General features: G+C 63.6%; 16 protein-coding genes. 10 read left to right on the top strand and 6 right to left on the bottom strand.

The features are described 5' to 3' along the window. Nucleotides 1–26 precede the first annotated feature (26 nt). Complete coding sequence (gene rnhA / locus ACK4R0_RS00560; protein WP_409668662.1) at nucleotides 27–464, top strand: ribonuclease HI; 438 nt, start codon at nucleotides 27–29, stop codon at nucleotides 462–464. Nucleotides 465–601: 137 nt separating this feature from the next. Here the strand turns inward: rnhA and ACK4R0_RS00555 are convergent, their stop codons facing one another. The 3 genes from ACK4R0_RS00555 to ACK4R0_RS00545 form a co-directional block, all read right to left on the bottom strand. Beyond that, nucleotides 602–778: a YegP family protein gene (locus ACK4R0_RS00555; RefSeq protein ID WP_409668659.1), complete on the bottom strand. Its 177-nt coding sequence runs from the start codon at nucleotides 776–778 to the stop codon at nucleotides 602–604. 63 nt (nucleotides 779–841) lie between these two features. Further along, nucleotides 842–1,954 carry an NAD(P)/FAD-dependent oxidoreductase gene (locus tag ACK4R0_RS00550; protein ID WP_409668657.1) on the bottom strand — a complete coding sequence of 371 codons (1,113 nt, stop codon included), beginning with the start codon at nucleotides 1,952–1,954 and terminating at the stop codon, nucleotides 842–844. Next, nucleotides 1,954–2,937, bottom strand: coding sequence for an alpha/beta fold hydrolase (locus tag ACK4R0_RS00545; protein ID WP_409668654.1), 984 nt, complete (start codon nucleotides 2,935–2,937; stop codon nucleotides 1,954–1,956). Before ACK4R0_RS00545 ends, ACK4R0_RS00550 begins: the two co-directional genes overlap by 1 nt. 20 nt (nucleotides 2,938–2,957) lie before the next feature. On the opposite strand from ACK4R0_RS00545, the gene ACK4R0_RS00540 reads away from it, so the two are divergent. The 7 genes from ACK4R0_RS00540 to ACK4R0_RS00510 are packed head-to-tail and all read left to right on the top strand — an operon-like array spanning nucleotide 2,958 to nucleotide 10,190. After that, nucleotides 2,958–3,431 carry a prepilin peptidase gene (locus ACK4R0_RS00540; protein ID WP_409668651.1) on the top strand — a complete coding sequence of 158 codons (474 nt, stop codon included), beginning with the start codon at nucleotides 2,958–2,960 and terminating at the stop codon, nucleotides 3,429–3,431. Between the two features lie 41 nt (nucleotides 3,432–3,472). Continuing rightward, nucleotides 3,473–4,507 (top strand): Flp pilus assembly protein CpaB, encoded by a 1,035-nt coding sequence (gene cpaB, locus ACK4R0_RS00535; RefSeq protein ID WP_409668648.1) that lies wholly within the window; start codon nucleotides 3,473–3,475, stop codon nucleotides 4,505–4,507. After that, a complete protein-coding gene (locus tag ACK4R0_RS00530) occupies nucleotides 4,504–6,198 on the top strand; it encodes a type II and III secretion system protein family protein (RefSeq protein WP_409668646.1) in 1,695 nt (564 codons plus the stop codon). The genes cpaB and ACK4R0_RS00530 overlap by 4 nt, the downstream gene beginning before the upstream one ends. A 30-nt stretch (nucleotides 6,199–6,228) precedes the next feature. Further along, nucleotides 6,229–6,867, top strand: coding sequence for a CpaD family pilus assembly protein (locus ACK4R0_RS00525; RefSeq protein WP_409668644.1), 639 nt, complete (start codon nucleotides 6,229–6,231; stop codon nucleotides 6,865–6,867). Next, entirely contained in the window at nucleotides 6,867–8,144 is a 1,278-nt protein-coding gene (locus ACK4R0_RS00520) for a CpaE family protein (protein ID WP_409668642.1), read from the top strand. The genes ACK4R0_RS00525 and ACK4R0_RS00520 overlap by 1 nt, the downstream gene beginning before the upstream one ends. A 57-nt stretch (nucleotides 8,145–8,201) precedes the next feature. Beyond that, complete coding sequence (locus tag ACK4R0_RS00515; protein ID WP_409668641.1) at nucleotides 8,202–9,173, top strand: type II secretion system F family protein; 972 nt, start codon at nucleotides 8,202–8,204, stop codon at nucleotides 9,171–9,173. Between the two features lie 45 nt (nucleotides 9,174–9,218). Beyond that, nucleotides 9,219–10,190: a type II secretion system F family protein gene (locus ACK4R0_RS00510; protein WP_409670837.1), complete on the top strand. Its 972-nt coding sequence runs from the start codon at nucleotides 9,219–9,221 to the stop codon at nucleotides 10,188–10,190. Between the two features lie 135 nt (nucleotides 10,191–10,325). Here ACK4R0_RS00510 and ACK4R0_RS00505 read toward each other — a convergent pair whose 3' ends face one another. Beyond that, nucleotides 10,326–12,815: a TonB-dependent receptor gene (locus ACK4R0_RS00505; protein ID WP_409668638.1), complete on the bottom strand. Its 2,490-nt coding sequence runs from the start codon at nucleotides 12,813–12,815 to the stop codon at nucleotides 10,326–10,328. A 389-nt stretch (nucleotides 12,816–13,204) separates the two neighbouring features. Between ACK4R0_RS00505 and ACK4R0_RS00500 the strand changes: the two genes are divergently transcribed. After that, nucleotides 13,205–14,254: a CaiB/BaiF CoA transferase family protein gene (locus ACK4R0_RS00500; RefSeq protein ID WP_409668635.1), complete on the top strand. Its 1,050-nt coding sequence runs from the start codon at nucleotides 13,205–13,207 to the stop codon at nucleotides 14,252–14,254. Here ACK4R0_RS00500 and ACK4R0_RS00495 read toward each other — a convergent pair. Continuing rightward, nucleotides 14,217–14,783 (bottom strand): hypothetical protein, encoded by a 567-nt coding sequence (locus ACK4R0_RS00495; RefSeq protein ID WP_409668632.1) that lies wholly within the window; start codon nucleotides 14,781–14,783, stop codon nucleotides 14,217–14,219. The genes ACK4R0_RS00500 and ACK4R0_RS00495 overlap by 38 nt on opposite strands. Nucleotides 14,784–14,861: 78 nt before the next feature. Beyond that, on the bottom strand, nucleotides 14,862–15,785 hold the full coding sequence (locus tag ACK4R0_RS00490; RefSeq protein ID WP_409668629.1) for a glutaminase: 924 nt from the start codon (nucleotides 15,783–15,785) through the stop codon (nucleotides 14,862–14,864). A gap of 97 nt (nucleotides 15,786–15,882) precedes the next feature. Between ACK4R0_RS00490 and ACK4R0_RS00485 the strand changes: the two genes are divergently transcribed. Continuing rightward, nucleotides 15,883–16,854 (top strand): bile acid:sodium symporter family protein, encoded by a 972-nt coding sequence (locus ACK4R0_RS00485; protein ID WP_409668626.1) that lies wholly within the window; start codon nucleotides 15,883–15,885, stop codon nucleotides 16,852–16,854. The last annotated feature ends 28 nt before the right edge of the window (nucleotides 16,855–16,882 follow it).

Below are 16,882 nucleotides of genomic sequence, written 5' to 3'. Positions count from 1 at the left end.
ACAGGCAAGACGATGGTTGAACGGTTATGAAAACGGTCGAAATCTTCACGGATGGCGCCTGCAAGGGCAACCCCGGTCCCGGTGGCTGGGGGGCCATCATCCGCTATGGCAAGCACGAGAAAGAGCTTTCGGGCGGCGAGAAGGACACGACCAACAACCGGATGGAAATGATGGCGGCGATCCGCGCGCTCGACACGCTGATCGAGCCGTGCAACGTGATCCTGTATACCGACAGCACCTATGTGAAGGACGGCATCACCAAATGGGTCGACGGCTGGCAGCGCAACGGATGGAAGACCGCTTCGAAAAAGCCGGTGCGCAACGCCGATCTGTGGCACGAGCTGATCGGTGCGGTCGCCCGCCACCAGATCGACTGGCGCTGGGTCAAGGGCCACTCCGGGCACCCCGAAAACGACCGCGCAGACGAACTTGCGTGCGCCGCGGCGCTGGCGGTGGGCCGGTGAAAACGCGTTGGCCGGGAAGCAATTCGAACAAGGATCGTCGTCACCCCCGCGCACGCAGGGGTCCCGCTTCTGCGCGGCCGTTGCTCTAAGCGGGATTCCCGCTTTCGCGGGAATGACGAAGAAGGGACCAGGTTCGATCAGCTGTTGTCTTCGACCGGCGCGTCGGGGCCGTTTTTCTTGATCGATTCGATGGCGTTTTTCGCCGAGGCCTTGCTGGCATAGCCCTCGGTCGAGAACATCACCTCGGCATTGTACTTGAACCGGACCCTGAACTCGCCGGCCTTGTCCTTGTAGATTTCGAAACTGTGCGCCATCGACTCGCCTCCTGCAAACCGGAGCCGAGACTATATCGAAAATTAACCTCGAGCCAGAGGTCCTCAGATCAGCCGGGCAGGATCGTACAACTGCGCATCGACGCCGCGCAGCATCGCATCCGGCGTTATCCCCAGCAGGATCGCCGCTGCCAGCTTCGCGGCTGCGGGCGCGGTCTGGATACCGAAGCCGCCTTGCCCTGCAAACCAGAAGAAATCGGGGCTATCCGCGGCAAATCCGATCAGCGGCAACCGATCGGGGGCAAAGCTGCGCTGGCCGGCCCAGCGATGCTCGACCGCCTCGATTTTCCAGTCGACCACCTGAGAAAACCGGTCGATGGCGATCGCCATGTCCAGCTCGTCGGGCGCGGTGTCTGAGGGGTCTTCGGGCGTTTCGTCGTGCGGGCTCAGCCACAGCCGCCCGCCCTCGGGCTTGAAGTAATAGTCGCCGCGCACGCCCAGGGTCAGCGGCAGATCGGGCGATGCAGCAGGCGCGGTGCGAAGCTGGATCACGGTGCGGCGGAACGGCTGCACGCCCAGCGCGCGGGCACCCGATCGCACCGCGACGGCATCGGCCCAGGCGCCTGCAGCATTGACCAGCCTTGCGGCGGTGACCTGCTGGGTGCCGAGCATCAGCGTCCATCCCTCCGCCCCGTGGCTGGCCTGCAGCAGCGGCGAACGCAGCGCAATCGCGGCGCCTGCCCGGCGCGCGACCGCCAGATAGGCCTGGTGCAGCCCGCCGACATCGATGTCCCTGCAATCGGGTTCGTATGTCCCTGCGACGATATCGGGCGACAGCCCGGGCAGCATCGCTTCCAGGCCCGCACGTTCCCAGCGCTCCATGCGCACGCCCGAACCTTCGAAATCCGCCTCGAACGCATCGAGCAGGTGCAGCTCGTCCGCGCGTGCCAGCGTCAGCGATCCGCGCGGGGCCAGGAAGCTGCGGTCGCCAAAGCCCGGTGGCGGCGATTGCAGCCACGGTCCCGATGCCGTGGTCAAGGGCTGCACCTGCGGACCACCATAGCTTTCCGCCCAGAATGCCGCGGAACGCCCGGTGGAATGATAGCCGGGACGGTCCTCTGCCTCGGCGATCAGCACCCGGCAATGCGGCGCGATTTCCGCAGCGAGGCTTGCGCCGGCGATCCCGGCGCCGATGATGACAACGTCGTAATCGGGCATCAGAGGGCGGCTCCGACCCTTTCGGTCGCCACGGCAGCGACCTTGCGCGCCAGGAAATCATCGATCGTCTGGAGGACCTTGTCGCGGATGGGATCGATCTCGCGCAGCACCTCGTGCCGCGCTTCGCGTCCGAAGGCGAGCAGTTCGGCCCCGGGAATGCGCGCCGCTGCAGCGAGCGTCGCCTTGTTGTCGACCAGCTGGTCCGCGCTGGTGCCGATCAGCAGCATCGGGATAGAAATCGCCTCCCATTGCCCCGGCGCATTCAACCGGATGTTCGATTCATACGCGCGCTCGACCCAGCGCCAGCTCGCCGGACCCATCACCAGTTCGGGCCGCTCGCCCCACCACCACAGCTCATCGGCATACCGGTCGTTGTCGTGCGTCAGCAGCGTCTGGCGGATCGCCAGCGGCGAGGCAGGCTTTTCGCTGACCTTCCAGGCCGGGCGCTCGGGCGCGCCCAGGCTGCCCATGACACGGGTGACCAGATGGCCGAAGGACATCGGCAGCCCCAGCCCCTTGAGTCCCAGCATCGGCGCGCTGAGCACGGCGGCATCGGGGTCGATGCGCTTTTCCTGGATTGCGCGCGCAACCAGATGCCCGCCCATCGAGTGGCCGACCACGACGTGCGGTCCGGGCCGCGATGCCGCCCATGCATCCCAGAAGCCCGCGATATCGTCGATCCAGTGGGCGAAATCCTCGATATGCCCGACATATTGGTGCTGCGACATCCGGCCGCTGCCGCCCTGTCCGCGCCAGTCGGCGGAGGTGACGTTCCACCCTTGCGCCTGCCAGTGCGCCAGGGTCTCAAGGTATTTCTCGTAGATGTCGCCGCGTCCGGGCATGAACAGGATCGATCCGCGCGACGCCCCGTGCGCCATCATGTCGATCCGCCGCAGCCGCCAGCCATCGGCAGCCAGCCAGCTGCTTTCGACCGCATCTGCCGGGATTGCGCGGCGATCAATGGTTACTTTTTGGTAAGTCATCGTCGCTATACGCCTGCCCCATGGAAAACAGCATTTTGGTCTACGGTCTGCTGGCCACGTTGGCAATCGCGCTGTTGCATGCAGCGTACACCGATATTGTCCGGCGCGAGATCGAGGACTGGCTGAACGTCGCGATCGCACTCACCGCGCCGGTGTTCTGGTGGGCGTGCGGGCTGTCGCTGTGGCCCGACGTGGCCGTGCAGCTGGCGCTGGGCGCGGGCGTGTTCCTGTTTTTTGCCATGATGTTCGCGCTGGGCGCGATGGGCGGCGGCGATGTCAAGCTGCTCGGCGCGCTCGCCTTGTGGTTCCCCTGGCAGGTGATGGCGCAGGTCGCGATTGTGATGTCGCTGGTCGGCGCGGTGCTGACCGTCATCGTTGTCGCCGAGCACAAGATGCGCCGGAAACTCGGCCAACCCGAGGTGCCATACGGCGTTGCGATCGCGATTGCGGCGCTCTGGCCCGTTGGCGAACGGTTTTTTAACCATTTTGCCTGAAAACAACGGCATTCTGAAGGACTTTGGGGGCCATCAACGTCATGGATAAACGGAAAGTCATCCTGCTGGTAGGAGCGCTGATGATCGCGCTCTGCACGGCATTCCTGGCCCGGAGCCTTTTCACCGGCTCGGCAGCACCGGAAGTCGCGGCAGCAGTTCAAGCGGAGCCCAACGGCCCGCGTGTGCTGGTCGCGAATCGCTCGCTGCCCGTCGGCACCATCATCACGCCAGACAGCGTCGCCTTCCAGCCATGGCCTGCCAAGCTGGTGGACAATGCCTATTTCCTGGAAGACGGCGCCAAGGTTGAAACGCTGCTGGGCACCGTGGTGCGCAACGCGATCACCGCCGGTCAGCCGGTCACGCAGGGATCGCTGGTCAAGCCAGGCGATCGCGGCTTTCTGGCTGCGGCACTTGGCCCTGGCATGCGCGCCGTCACGGTGCCTGTTTCGGCCCGCACCGGTGTTGCCGGCTTCGTGTTTCCCGGTGACCGGGTCGATCTCGTCCTGACCCAGTCGGTCGAGGGCGCCGAAGGTCCTTCGCTCAAGGCATCCGAAACGATCATTCGCAACCTGCGCGTCCTGGCCACCGACCAGCGCGTCGATGCAGAGAACGCCGAGGGCAAGACCGAGGTCATCGCCTTCAGCACCGTGACCGTCGAAGCCACGCCCAAGCTCGCCGAGAAGATTGCGGTGGCGCAGACCATCGGTACGCTCAGCCTGTCGCTGCGCTCGATCGCCGACAACGAGGCCGAACTCGAACGCTCGATGGCCGCAGGCGACATCCAGTTGCCCGAAGGCACCGATCGCAAGACCGAAAACAAGATTCTCAAGGCCCTGGCCACCCGCCCTGTCGATACTGACGTGACCTATGTCACCGGCGGCGACGTATCGCGGTTCCAGCGTCGCAGCGTTCCGCCGCAGACCGCCAGCGGCAGCCGCCAACCCGATTATTCCGGCCAGCCCATGCCCGCCGGTTCGCCCACAATGAGCGTCGATGCGCCCGCCGTGCCCCGTGGCCCGGTCGTCAGGGTCTCGCGTGGAAATGAAGTGACCGTTGTTCCGGTCGGAGGGAAATGACCATGCGTTTTTCCAATATCCTCAAGGGCGCACTGCTGAGCGGCGTGGTCGCGGTGGCAGGATCGCTCGGCGGTGTCGCGCCGTGGTTCGAAACCCCCGCCAACGCCCAGTCCGCCACCCAGCGCCCGGTCGAAACGCTGGTGCTCTCGATCGGACGCGGTCAGCTGATCCAGCTTCCCGGAACGATGTCCGACCTGTTCGTCGCCGACACCAGCGTCGCGGATGTCCAGGTGAAGTCTGCCAAGCAGCTCTATGTCTTCGGCAAGGCCGGTGGCGAAACCACGCTGTACGCGAGCAACGCTGCCGGCCAGGTGGTCTATTCCGCCACGGTGCGGGTGGGGTCCAATCTCGACTCGGTCGATCAGATGCTGACCCTGGCGATGCCCGATGCGAAGGTGCGCGTCAGCACGCTCAACGGCGTGGTCCTGCTCACCGGCACCGTGGGTGCGCCGGTGGACAGCGCCGAGGCCGAGCGGCTTGTGCAGGCGTTCGTCGGCGATAATGTCAAGGTCATCAGCCGCCTGCAGACGGCAACCCCGATGCAGGTCAACCTGCAGGTGCGCATCGCCGAAGTCAGCCGCTCGCTGGTCAAGGAAATCGGCGCCAACCTGCTGACCCGCGATCTGACCGGCGGCTTCCAGTTCGGCGTATCGCGCGCCAGCCGCAACTTTGCATCGATCGGCAACACGCTGGATGTCACGACGCTGCCGAGGATCGATGCCTCCAGCCAGTTCGGCTTGCCTGCGGGCACGCTGTCGCTGCCGTTCAACCCCGCCACCGGCCAGTTCGTCACCGGCGGCACCACCACCGGCTTTTCGAACGTCATTGACGGCAAGACCGCCATCCAGGCAGCTGGGCGACTGTTCGGCGTCGATATTGCCAGCGCCTTCGATCTGGCCGAGCAGGTCGGTCTCGTGACCACGCTGTCGCAGCCCAACCTGACCGCGCTTTCGGGTGAAACCGCCGACTTCCTGGCGGGCGGCGAATTCCCGATCCCGATCAACCAGGGCCTCGGCACCACGACCATCGAATACAAGAACTTCGGCGTCAGCCTGGCCTATACGCCGACGGTGCTCGCCAACGGACGAATTTCGATGCGCGTGCGCCCCGAAGTGTCCGAGCTGTCCTCGGCAGGATCGGTGACGCTCAACGGCTTCCAGGTCCCTGCGCTCACCATCCGCCGCGCGGAAACCACGGTGGAGCTGGGATCGGGCGAGAGCTTCATGATCGCCGGGCTGCTGAGCAACAATTCGCAGAACCTGGTCGACAAGGCACCGGGTCTTGGCGACGTGCCGGTGCTGGGCAACCTGTTCAAGTCGACCAACTTCCGCAAGGGCGAGACCGAACTGGTGATCGTGGTCACCCCGTATCTGGTCAAGCCGGTCAACGCCAACGACATCAAGCTGCCCACCGATGCCTTCCAGACACCCGATGAGGCGCAGCGGCTGATCAACCACCAGCAGTCCGACGGCATCAGCGGCGGCGATCGGCCCAAGCCGAGCGTTGCCCCACCCGAGGGCGGTGGTGGCGGCGGCGCGCCTGAGTTCGGTGCGCTGGGCAGCCAGCCGCGTGCCCTGCCCTCGTCCCCCGCCAAGCCCCAGCGCGATGCCAAATCGGCCAAGGGTGCAAACCGGACCAGCGGCAAGAGCGGCGATCTAGCCGCTGCCACCCCCGGCTTTTCGTTCGACTAAGGCCAGCGACCGCTCTCGAGGAGAATTTCAATGCGCGCTTATCATGCAGCCATCGCAGCAGCCGCCATCCTAACATTGTCCGGCTGCGGCAACATGGCCAGCAACCGGTCGCTCGAAAGCGTCCACCAGCCGATCGTTTCGCAGAACAACTATACGCTTGATCTCAACGCGCAGGGCGGAGCGCTGCCCGCGCAGGAACAGCGGCGGCTTGCCGAGTGGTTCCAGGCGATGGATCTGGGCTATGGCGACCGGGTTGCGATCGATGATCCGGCCGGACGCAATGTCGTCGTCAAATCTTCGGTGGAAGCGGCTGCATCGCGCCACGGCCTGCTGGTCAACGACGTCGCCCCGGTCACCACCGGCATGATCGCCCCCGGTACGGTTCGGGTTGTCGTGACCCGCGCGGTCGCCAGCGTCCCGGGATGCCCCGACTGGCAGACCAAGCTTGAGATGAACTATCGCAACGCCACCAGCAGCAACTACGGCTGCGCGGTCAATTCCAACACGGCAGCGATGGTCGCCAACAAGAACGATCTGGTGCGCGGCGAGCCGGGCAGCGGTGTCGTGGCCACCCAGCGGTCGGACGCTGCCATCAAGCAATATCGCGAGGCCCCGCCCACCGGCGCCCAGGGCCTCAAAGAAGGCACGACTCAGCAGGGAGGATCGTAATGAACGCCCCTTGGAAGCCCGGCATGGCCGCCAGCCGTGACCAGTTTGCCGCCTATATCTGCGACGAGCCGACGCTGGACATCGTTCGCGCCATGGCGATCAACATGGGTTGGCCGCCGGAAAAGTGCAACAAGGGCGGGCTGCGCAACGCAGTGCAGTCGCTGTCGATCACCGCCAGCCCCAACATCCTGCTCGTGGATCTTTCCGAATCGGGTGATCCGCTCAACGATATCAACGCGCTGGCCGAAGTGTGCGAGCCGGGTACCGTGGTCATCGCGATGGGCCAGGTCAACGATGTGCGCCTGTACCGCGATCTCATCTCCAGCGGCCTGCATGACTATCTGCTCAAGCCGGTGAGCCCCGATCACGTCCGCGATACCATCCTGCAGGCGCAGGCGATGTTGAATGCGCCCAAGCCCGGCGAAGCCGCCGCCGAGCGCACGCATGTCGGCATCATGGTGATCGGCGCGCGCGGCGGGGTCGGTGCATCGACCGTTGCCACCTCGCTCGCATGGCAGCTCAGCAAGAATGCCGGCCAGGCAACCGCATTGCTCGATCTCGACCTGCATTTCGGGACCGGCGCGCTGACCATGGACCTTGAACCGGGCCGCGGCCTGACCGACGCGATCGACAATCCCAGCCGGATCGACGGATTGTTCATCGAACGCGCGATGATCAAGGCCAACGACAAGCTCTCGATCCTCTCGGCCGAAGCCCCGATCAGCTCTCCGTTGATCACCGACGGCACAGCCTTCTTCCAGCTGCAGGAAGAGTTCCGCTACGCATTCGAGAACACGGTGGTCGATCTGCCGCGCCAGATGCTGATCGATTATCCGCACCTTGTCGCGGAAACCAACATCGCGGTGCTGGTCACCGAACTGACGCTGGCATCGGCGCGCGACGCGATCCGTTTGCTGGCATGGCTCAAGAGCAATGCGCCGACGGCGCGCGTTCTGGTGGTCGCCAACAAGGTGCAACCTGCGGCGCTGGAAATCAGCCGGGCCGATTTCGAGACCACGATCGAGCGCAAGATCGATTTCCTGATCCCTTCCGACCCCAAGACTGCGGCGCAGGCCGCCAAATTGGGCCAGCCCTTCTGCGAGGCCGGAAAATCGACCAAGGCAGGCGCGGTCATGAAGGCGCTGACCGACCGATGCCTGGGCTTGGCCGAGGAAGAGAGCGCTACCGAAAAGGACGCCGGGGGAGCGAAGAAGTCGCTGCTCGGAAAGTTCAGCGATTTCAAGTCTCTGCTGCCGAGCAAGCCCGGCAGGAAATAATCGGCGCCGCTGCCTCGTGTTGCGAAGCAGCGGCCCCACAATGCGGACGGAACGCGCATGGATATGGTGCAGACATTGCTGTTGGCCGGTGGCCTGTTGACCGTGCTCGCACTGGTGACGATGGCGTTCGCCGGGCCATCGTCGCGCAAGGAATTGCAGCGTCGCATTCTCACCGTGCGCGAGCGCCACAGCGAAAACACCAGCGCCAAGGTCGAGGCGCAAATGCGCAAGGCCATCGCCAACCGCAAACCGCGTTTCAACCAGACGAGCGAGAACCTCACCAAGGTTCAGATGCTGGGCAGAAGGCTGGCGATGACCGGCAAGCAGTGGACCGTCCGGCAGTTTGTCCAGGTCGTGCTGGGGCTGGGGCTTTTCGTCGCGATGGCGGTCTACTTCCGCTCGGGCCAACTGATGATGAGCCTGTTCATCGGATCGGCGCTGGGCTTTGGCCTGCCGCACATGGTCGTCGGCCACTTCATCAAGCGCCGCCTCAACAAATTCACCCAGCATTTTCCCGATGCGATCGATCTGCTGGTGCGCGGCCTGCGTTCGGGCCTGCCGGTTACCGAGACACTGCAGGTCGTCGCCAAGGAGATCCCGGGGCCCGTCGGCGAGGAATTCAAGCTCGTGACCGAGCGCATCAAGATTGGCCGGTCGATGGAAGATGCGTTGCAGGAAAGCGCCAACAGGCTGCAGACGCCGGAGTTCAACTTCTTCTGCATCACCTTGGCGATCCAGCGTGAAACTGGCGGCAACCTTGCCGAGACGCTGTCCAACCTGGGGGCGGTGTTGCGCTCGCGCGCGCAGATGAAGCTCAAGATTCGCGCGCTGTCGTCCGAATCCAAGGCATCGGCCTATATCGTGGGCTCGCTGCCGTTCCTGGTGTTCATCATGATCTGGTGGGTGAATCCGGAGTATCTCGTCGGCTTCTTCACCGAGGACCGGCTGATGATCGCAGGGCTGGGCGGACTGGTGTGGATGGGCATCGGCGTGTTCATCATGGCCAAGATGGTCAGTTTCGAAATTTGATCGGGGGAAGAGAAAGCCGTGCCTGACGCAGCCAATCCTACCCTGATGGGGATCGACGTGATCTTCGTCGCAACGCTGCTGGCAGCGGTGGCGACGATGGCGGTCATTGTCGCCATCTACGCCGCAACGACCGTGCGCGACCCCATGACCAAAAGGGTCAAGGCGCTCAACGAACGTCGCGAGCAGCTCAAGGCCGGGATCACCGCGTCCACGGCCAAGAAGCGCACCAGCATCGTCCACAAGAGCGACACCACCGACAAGATGCGCAGCACGCTGCAATCGCTGCGCGTGCTGCAGGACGAACAGCTCAAGGCGGCGCAGCAGAAGCTGGCCCAGGCGGGCATCCGGTCAAAGGACGTGGCCGTCGCGATCATCTTCGGGCGGATGGTGCTGCCCATCGTGCTGGGTGGCGGTGCCGCGTTGCTGATCTATGCGTTCGGCGTGTTGGTGCCCGACTGGACTCCGTTCAAGAAGTTCGGCCTGTTCGCGACCATCCTGCTGCTCAGCTACAAGGCGCCCGATCTCTTCGTCCAGAACATGATCACCAAGCGCACCGATGCCATCCGCAAGGGTCTGCCCGATGCGCTCGACCTGCTGGTGATCTGCGCCGAAGCGGGCTTGACCGTCGATGCCGCGTTCAATCGCGTCGCCAAGGAACTGGGCCGCGCGTACCCTGAGCTGGGCGATGAATTCGCGCTGACCGCGATCGAGCTCGCCTTCCTCACCGAGCGGCGCCAGGCGTTCGAGAACCTGTCCTATCGCGTTGCGCTCGATTCGGTGCGCGGGGTGGTGACCACCATGATCCAGACCGAAAAATACGGCACGCCGCTGGCATCGGCGCTGCGCGTGCTCTCGGCCGAATTCCGCAACGAGCGCATGATGCGCGCCGAGGAAAAGGCTGCCCGCCTGCCCGCGATCATGACCGTACCGCTGATCCTGTTCATCCTGCCGACGCTGTTCGTCGTCATTCTGGGCCCGGCTGCCTGTTCGATCGCGGATGCTTTCGGCAACCAGTGACCGCGCTGTCGTCGCCACCAAAAAAAAGGGGCGATCCCGCTTAGCGGAATCGCCCCAGGTCACTGATGTACACCGGCAGAAGGTTGCACCCTTGCGGGTTTGCCTTCAGCCAGTGTCCCCCATCAATTCCTCAAATCAATACTTCGCACGCAGCGTGATGCCGTACATCCGCGGCTCTTCGACAAAGCCGATCCGCGACCGGGTGCCCGCCGTGCCCCGCAGCGGGGTGTTGGCGGTGATCCCGCGGGTGATCTCGTCGTTGAGGTTGGTACCCCACAGCTCGAACGTGAAACGGTCATCGGGTGTGGTGAACCCAAGCCGCGCGTTCATCTTGAAATAGCTTTGCTGGATGTCGAGCGGAATGGGCAGCCCGTTGGTGTCCAGCGGCGAGGTGCTGGTGCGACGGTCATCCGAATAGTTGATGTTGAAGTTGGCCAGCATCTTCCATCCGGAATCGGTGATCTGGTTGTCATAGGTGATGCCTGCGACACCGGTCAGCTTGGGCGCATTGGTCAGCTCCGCCCCGCACAGGCTGCGGACCGTCGCCAGCGTCGCAGCGTTGCCGACAACGCCCACCGCGCAATTGTCAGGGTAGCGCGCGTTGGCATAGGTCACGGCCAGATTGACCGAGATACCCGAATCGAACTGGCCGAACATCTCAAGCTCCGCACCGGTCGATTTGGCCGAGGCGACGTTGAAGGTCTGGAACTGGACCCCGGTGAACTCGAGCACCTGGAAATCGGTCATGTCCATGTGGAACAGCGCCAGATTGGCACGGATGCGGCCATTGGCGAACTCGGTCTTGATGCCTGCCTCATAGGCATCGACTTTTTCCGAATTGAAGCGCGGATCGTTGCCGTTGGCCGCTGCCGCCGGGTCGAGGTTGAAGCCGCCCGACTTGAAGCCGCGGCTGAAGCCCGCATAAGCCAGGAAGCCGTTGTTGCTGTTGTAGGCAAGCTGCGCGGTATAGGTCAGCTCATCATCCTTGAAGACCTCGTTGAACTCGCGCGGCAACGGCAGGCCCGGGATCGAGCTGGCAAGCACCGTGCCGCCGGTGCCGGGGACGGTAAGGCCAACCGAGGTCGCAAACGGGAAGCATGTCAGGCCAAGGGCGCCGGCCTGCAACGCGGCGGGAATGGCGCCAGTGATCACGCCATTGGTGATCGCCTGGCAGGCGGGCGAATTCGCCGCAAGCTGATCGAAGCTGCCGCGCTTCTTTTCATCGACATAGCGTGCACCCAGCGTGAGACTGAAGTTGTCGGTGATGTTGATCACGTTGTGGGTGAAGATCGAGAAGCTTTCGGCGTTCTGCTGGAAGCGATTGACCGCAAAGTTGCCCGCCGCGTTGACCGGTACCCCGCCATTGCCCAGCGCGGTGAGCGCGAACAGCGGATTGACCCCGGCGACATTGCCGAAATTGCCCGCGCTGACCGCCCGCTGATAATCGGTGCCCAGCGTCATCGACTGGACCTCGTCGATCTTCTCGTCCGAGTAATAGACACCCACCAGGAAATCGAGCGCGTCGTTGAAGGCGCTGCCCTGGAAGCGCAGCTCGTGCGTCATGGTTTCGATCGGGCCGCCGGTGCGCGGGAAGCCCGGTGCCGAGGTCGATCCGCGCCCGGTGCTGAAGATGTTGAGGCTGGTAAAATCCGATTCCTGCGCCGATTCCGCCTCGAAATGGCGGAACGAGCCGATATAGGTCATCTGTGCAGGACCGAGATCCCATTTCAGCTCACCTGAAAAACCATATTGCTCGGTGTTGTTGAGGAACTGCTGGCTGTTGGTCTGGCGGTTTTCCAGAGCCGACTGGCCAAAGGCCGCGACGCCATCATTGGCAAGGCCATGGAAGGCGAAGAACGGCTGCAGCTCGGTTTCGCGAACGATCACGGCATCGCAGCAGTTCTCGTTGGCCTTGGCATAGTCGCCGATCAGGCGGATGCTGATATCGGGCGAAGGCTCCCACAGCAGCTGGCCACGGATGACGTAGCGATCGCGGTTGCCGCTTTCGGCCCCCGGAACGCCGACGCTCTTGAGATAGCCGTCGCGCTTGCGATAGGCGCCCGACAGCCGCAGGCCGAGTTGATCGCTGATCAGCGGAACGCTGACCCCGGCCTGCACGTTGAAGAAATCGAAATTCCCGTAGGTGAAGTTGCCGAATGCCTCGACCTTGGTGAGATTGGGGCGATTGGTGGTGAGGTTGAGCGCGCCTGCCGAAGTGTTGCGACCGAACAGCGTGCCCTGCGGGCCGCGCAGAATTTCAAGCCGTTCCAGATCCAGCAGATCGCCCAGAGCGATGCCGGGTCGCGACTGGTAAACCCCATCGATAAACACGCCGACCGAGCTTTCAAGCCCGGTATTGTTGCCGGTCGTGCCGACACCGCGAATGCGGATCGAGGTGCCCTGGCTTTCGGTCTGCGACGACTGGACGTTGAAGCTTGGCGAGATCGATGTCAGCGCCTTGATGTCCTGGACGTTCTGCCGGTCAAGTTGCTCGGGGCTGACCGCGGTCACCGCGATCGGAATGTCCTGAACATCGGCCGCGCGCAACGTCGCGGTAACGATGATGACTTCACGTTCAGGTGCCTCCCTGTCCTGGGCGTCCTGTGCCTGAGCCATCGATGTCATTGAGACAGTGCAAAGCAAGCCCATAACGGGCTTCCACAAAGTGCGCATCCTCTTCTCCCACAAGCAAAGTGTCTATCTTGCTTTTTGTCCCCCACCGCTCTTCAGGCGATGCAAGGAACAGTCAGAAAATTGTCACAGGCCGTGCAGAATTGCAATTTTTTAATGCGTGGATGTTATTTTTGCATGTTTGCGTGACCGGCAGGAATCCGCGCTTTCTTTCGATATTGCAGTGCAGCATCGACCTGACGTTACGGTAAGGTGAAGTTGCGGGCGCCAGCGGTCATATCGCTGCGGCGGTGCAGCAGCGCCGCGCTTGATTTCCTCCTTGCAATACCGACACCGTGGTTTAGCGTGGTACGCTTTAATCGATTAATTAAACGGGTGTGGACATGGCCGGAGCGCTGTCGGGAGTTACCATTATCGAGCTGGCGGGCATCGGTCCTGGACCGTTTGCAGCGATGATGCTGGCCGATCACGGCGCCCGAGTCGTTCGCGTCGAGCGTGCAACCGGCCGCTCGACGGTGGGCGATGCCGGCAACCGCGACATCCTCAACCGCAACCGCGAGATCATCGCGGTCGATCTCAAGAGCCCCGAAGGCATTGCCCGGGTGCGTGACCTCGTGCGCAGTGCCGATGGCTTGATAGAGGGCTTCCGTCCCGGCGTGATGGAGCGGCTGGGTATTGGCCCTGACGTGCTGCTCGCCGACAATCCGGCTTTGGTTTACGGGCGGATGACCGGCTGGGGCCAGACCGGGCCCTATGCGCCGCTCGCCGGGCACGACATCAACTATATCGCACTGTCAGGCGCGCTGCACAGCTATGGCCGTGCGGGTGAAAAGCCGACACCACCGGTCAACGCGGTGGGCGATTTTGGCGGCGGCGGCATGATGATGGCATTCGGCATGCTGGCGGGAATCCTGTCTGCACGCAGCACCGGCAAGGGCCAGGTGATCGATTGCGCGATGACCGATGGCGCCGCGGTGCTGTCGGCGATGACCTACACCTTCCTCGCCAACGGCCAATGGCGCGACGAACGCGGGGTCAACCTGCTCGATACCGGCGCGCATTTCTATGACACCTATGCTTGCGCCGATGGCAAGTACATCTCGATCGGATCGATCGAGCCGCAATTCTATGCATTGCTGCGCGAGAAGGCGGGCCTGACGGATCCGGCGTTCGACGCGCAGATGGACCCGCGCCAATGGGGTCCGCTCAAGGACAAGCTTACCGCGCTTTTCCTGACCAAGACCCGCGACGAATGGTGCGCCATCATGGAACACACCGACATCTGCTTCGCCCCGGTGCTGAGCCTGACCGAAGCCCCCGAGCACCCGCACAACAAGCAGCGCGGCACGTTCGTCGAGGTGGACGGGATCGTGCAGCCGGCGCCAGCGCCGAGGTTCAGCGAGACCCCTGCGCCACCGGTGCGGATGGGGTGACGGAAGGCGTTGACGTCAGGTTTTTCTGGAACTGACCGAGCCGGGCAACAAGCATCTTTGACTGGAGCTTCAAATCCTGCAACGCTTCTGCAACCGCTTCTTCGGTCAAAAGCTCATCCTTCAGAATCGCATGCCCCTTGCTTACGGTCATCATCCTGATCCTAGCAATCCAGCTGCCTTTGCTATGCGTATAGAGCATCGTTTGGCCGTGGCAGAGCAGGTTTCGGAGTTCGATCCGGTCCTGAACCGCCTTCAGCGGTACCAGGATTGCCTTACCCTTCTTGGCACGCGGGCCTTCGGGGCCGAGCAAACCAAACAACTGCTCAAATCTCGCATGCAGCGTAGGCTTGATCTTTATGGCAGAGCCATCAAGTGCGGCCACAGACATCAAACTCAGGGTTTCAGTCACTGCAAACTCGGATGTGGCAACATGTTCCAAGATTTGGCTACGATAGTGGTGCCATGTTGTCAGAGCATCGCAAGGCTGACGTACCAATAGATCCGGCAAGATTGGCGTGACCGCGTTCATGCCCCAACATTGCCATAGAATTATTTCTAAATGGTGGAAGACCAGTAATCGCCAAATCGATGTCTGTGGTTTTGATTTTTACCCGAACACACTCCACCCCGTCGCTTCGACCAGCTCCTCGAGCGCAATCGCGCCGACCATCGATGTGCCCGACGCGTTGAGGCCCGGCGACCAGACCGCGATCGCGCCGTGGCCCGGGGCGATGCACAGGATGCCGCCGCCGACGCCGCTCTTGCCTGGCAGGCCGATGCGATAGGCGAAATCGCCGCTGTTGTCGTAATGCCCGCAGCTCATCATCACCGCGTTGATCCGGCGGCAGTATTCGCGCGAAACCAGCTGCTCGCGGTTGATCGGGTCGCAGCCGTCGAACGCCAGGAACAGCGCCGCGCGCGCCAGCTGGCGACAGCTCATCCGCACCGCGCACTGGCGAAAATAGGCGTGGAGCGCGTCTTCCACCGGATTGGCCATGTTGCCGAACGCCGCCATGAAATGGGCGAGTGCACGGTTGCGTGATCCCGTTGCCGATTCAGACTGCGCCACCTCTTCGTCGATGCCGATGGTGTCATCTCCCGACAGGCGATGAAACCGCGCGAGCAACTCCTCGATCATCGCATCGCGGTTGCTGGCGGCAACCAGCATATCGGTCACCGCGATCGCGCCCGCGTTGATCAGCGGGTTGCGCGGCACGCCCTTTTCGTTTTCCAGCTGGACGATGGAATTGAACGCACTGCCCGAGGGTTCGCGCCCGACCCTGCTCCATACATCCTCGCCATATCGCCGCAACGCCATGGAGAGCGTGAACACCTTCGAGATCGACTGGATCGAGAACGCCTCGTGGCTGTCGCCCAGCGTGATCATCTCGCCGTTGCCCAGCACGATCGCCATGCCGAACTTGCGCGGATCGACCCGGGCGAGCGCGGGGATGTAATCGGCCACCGTGCCCGATCCGATATGCGGCTCCACCGCCGCCTCGATCCGCGCCTTGATCGCCTGCCAGTCCATCGATCTGCCCCTGTTGCACCTTCGCGCCTGTGTTGCACCGGCAACGCTGCCAAGCAAGCCGTTGCGCCGAGTGAGGAAAAATAGCAGGGGGACACAGATGTCCATTCTTTCCCGTCTGATCCCCGACCGTTTCGTGCTGGTTTTGCTGCTGACCGTGGCGGCAGCGGCGTTGCTTCCGGTGCGCGGCCCGGCGGCGGTCTACGCCGGCTATGGGGTTTCGATCGCGATCTTCCTGCTGTTCTTTCTCCACGGACTGCGCCTGCCGCGCGCCGAGGTGGTGGTGGCGATGCGCAACTGGCGGCTGCAGGGGGTGATGTTCGCCTTCGTCTTCGCGTTGATGCCGCTGTTCGCCATCGGCGCGGCAAGGCTCACGGGCGAAACGCTGCCGCAAGGACTGGTCATCGGGGTGCTGTTCCTGGGCATGCTGCCTTCCACGGTGCAATCGGCGATCAGCTATTCCTCGCTCGCGGGCGGCAATATCGCAGCATCGGTGATGGCATCGGCGTTGCTCAACCTGGCGGGCATCTTCATGACCCCGCTGCTGGTCGCGGTGATCATCGGTGCCAGCGGCGGCGCCGCGATCAGCGGCGACACGGTGCTGCGGATCGTGGCGATCCTGCTGCTGCCGTTCGCGCTCGGCCAGCTGGCGCAGGGCTGGCTGGGCAAATGGGCCGGGCGGCACAAGTCGCTGCTCACTTTGCTGGATCGGACCGCGATCGCGCTGGCGGTCTATGTCGCGTTCAGTTCCGCGGTCGCTGACGGCCAGATGCAGGCGCTGGGCTGGGGCGTGCTCGGCGTGCTCGCTGCGATCATCGCCGGCATGCTCGCGGCGGCGATGCTGGCGGCCTGGGCGCTGGGTGGGGTGCTGTCGCTGCCCCGCGCCGACCGGATCAGCCTGCTGTTTGCCGGATCGCACAAGAGCATCGCCACCGGCGCGCCGCTGGCGGCGATCCTGTTTGCCGGGCCGCAGGCGGGGCTCGTGATCCTGCCGGCCCTGCTCTATCACCAGTTGCAGCTGATCGTGTCGGCGCCTTTGGCATCGCGGCTGGCAAAAGCCCGCGGCGACTGACGCGTTTTTGCGTTGCCCTGACCACGCG

This window comes from Blastomonas sp., from assembly GCF_046294995.1.
Classification (GTDB): domain Bacteria; phylum Pseudomonadota; class Alphaproteobacteria; order Sphingomonadales; family Sphingomonadaceae; genus Blastomonas.
This window is presented reverse-complemented; position numbering and strand designations above follow the sequence as displayed.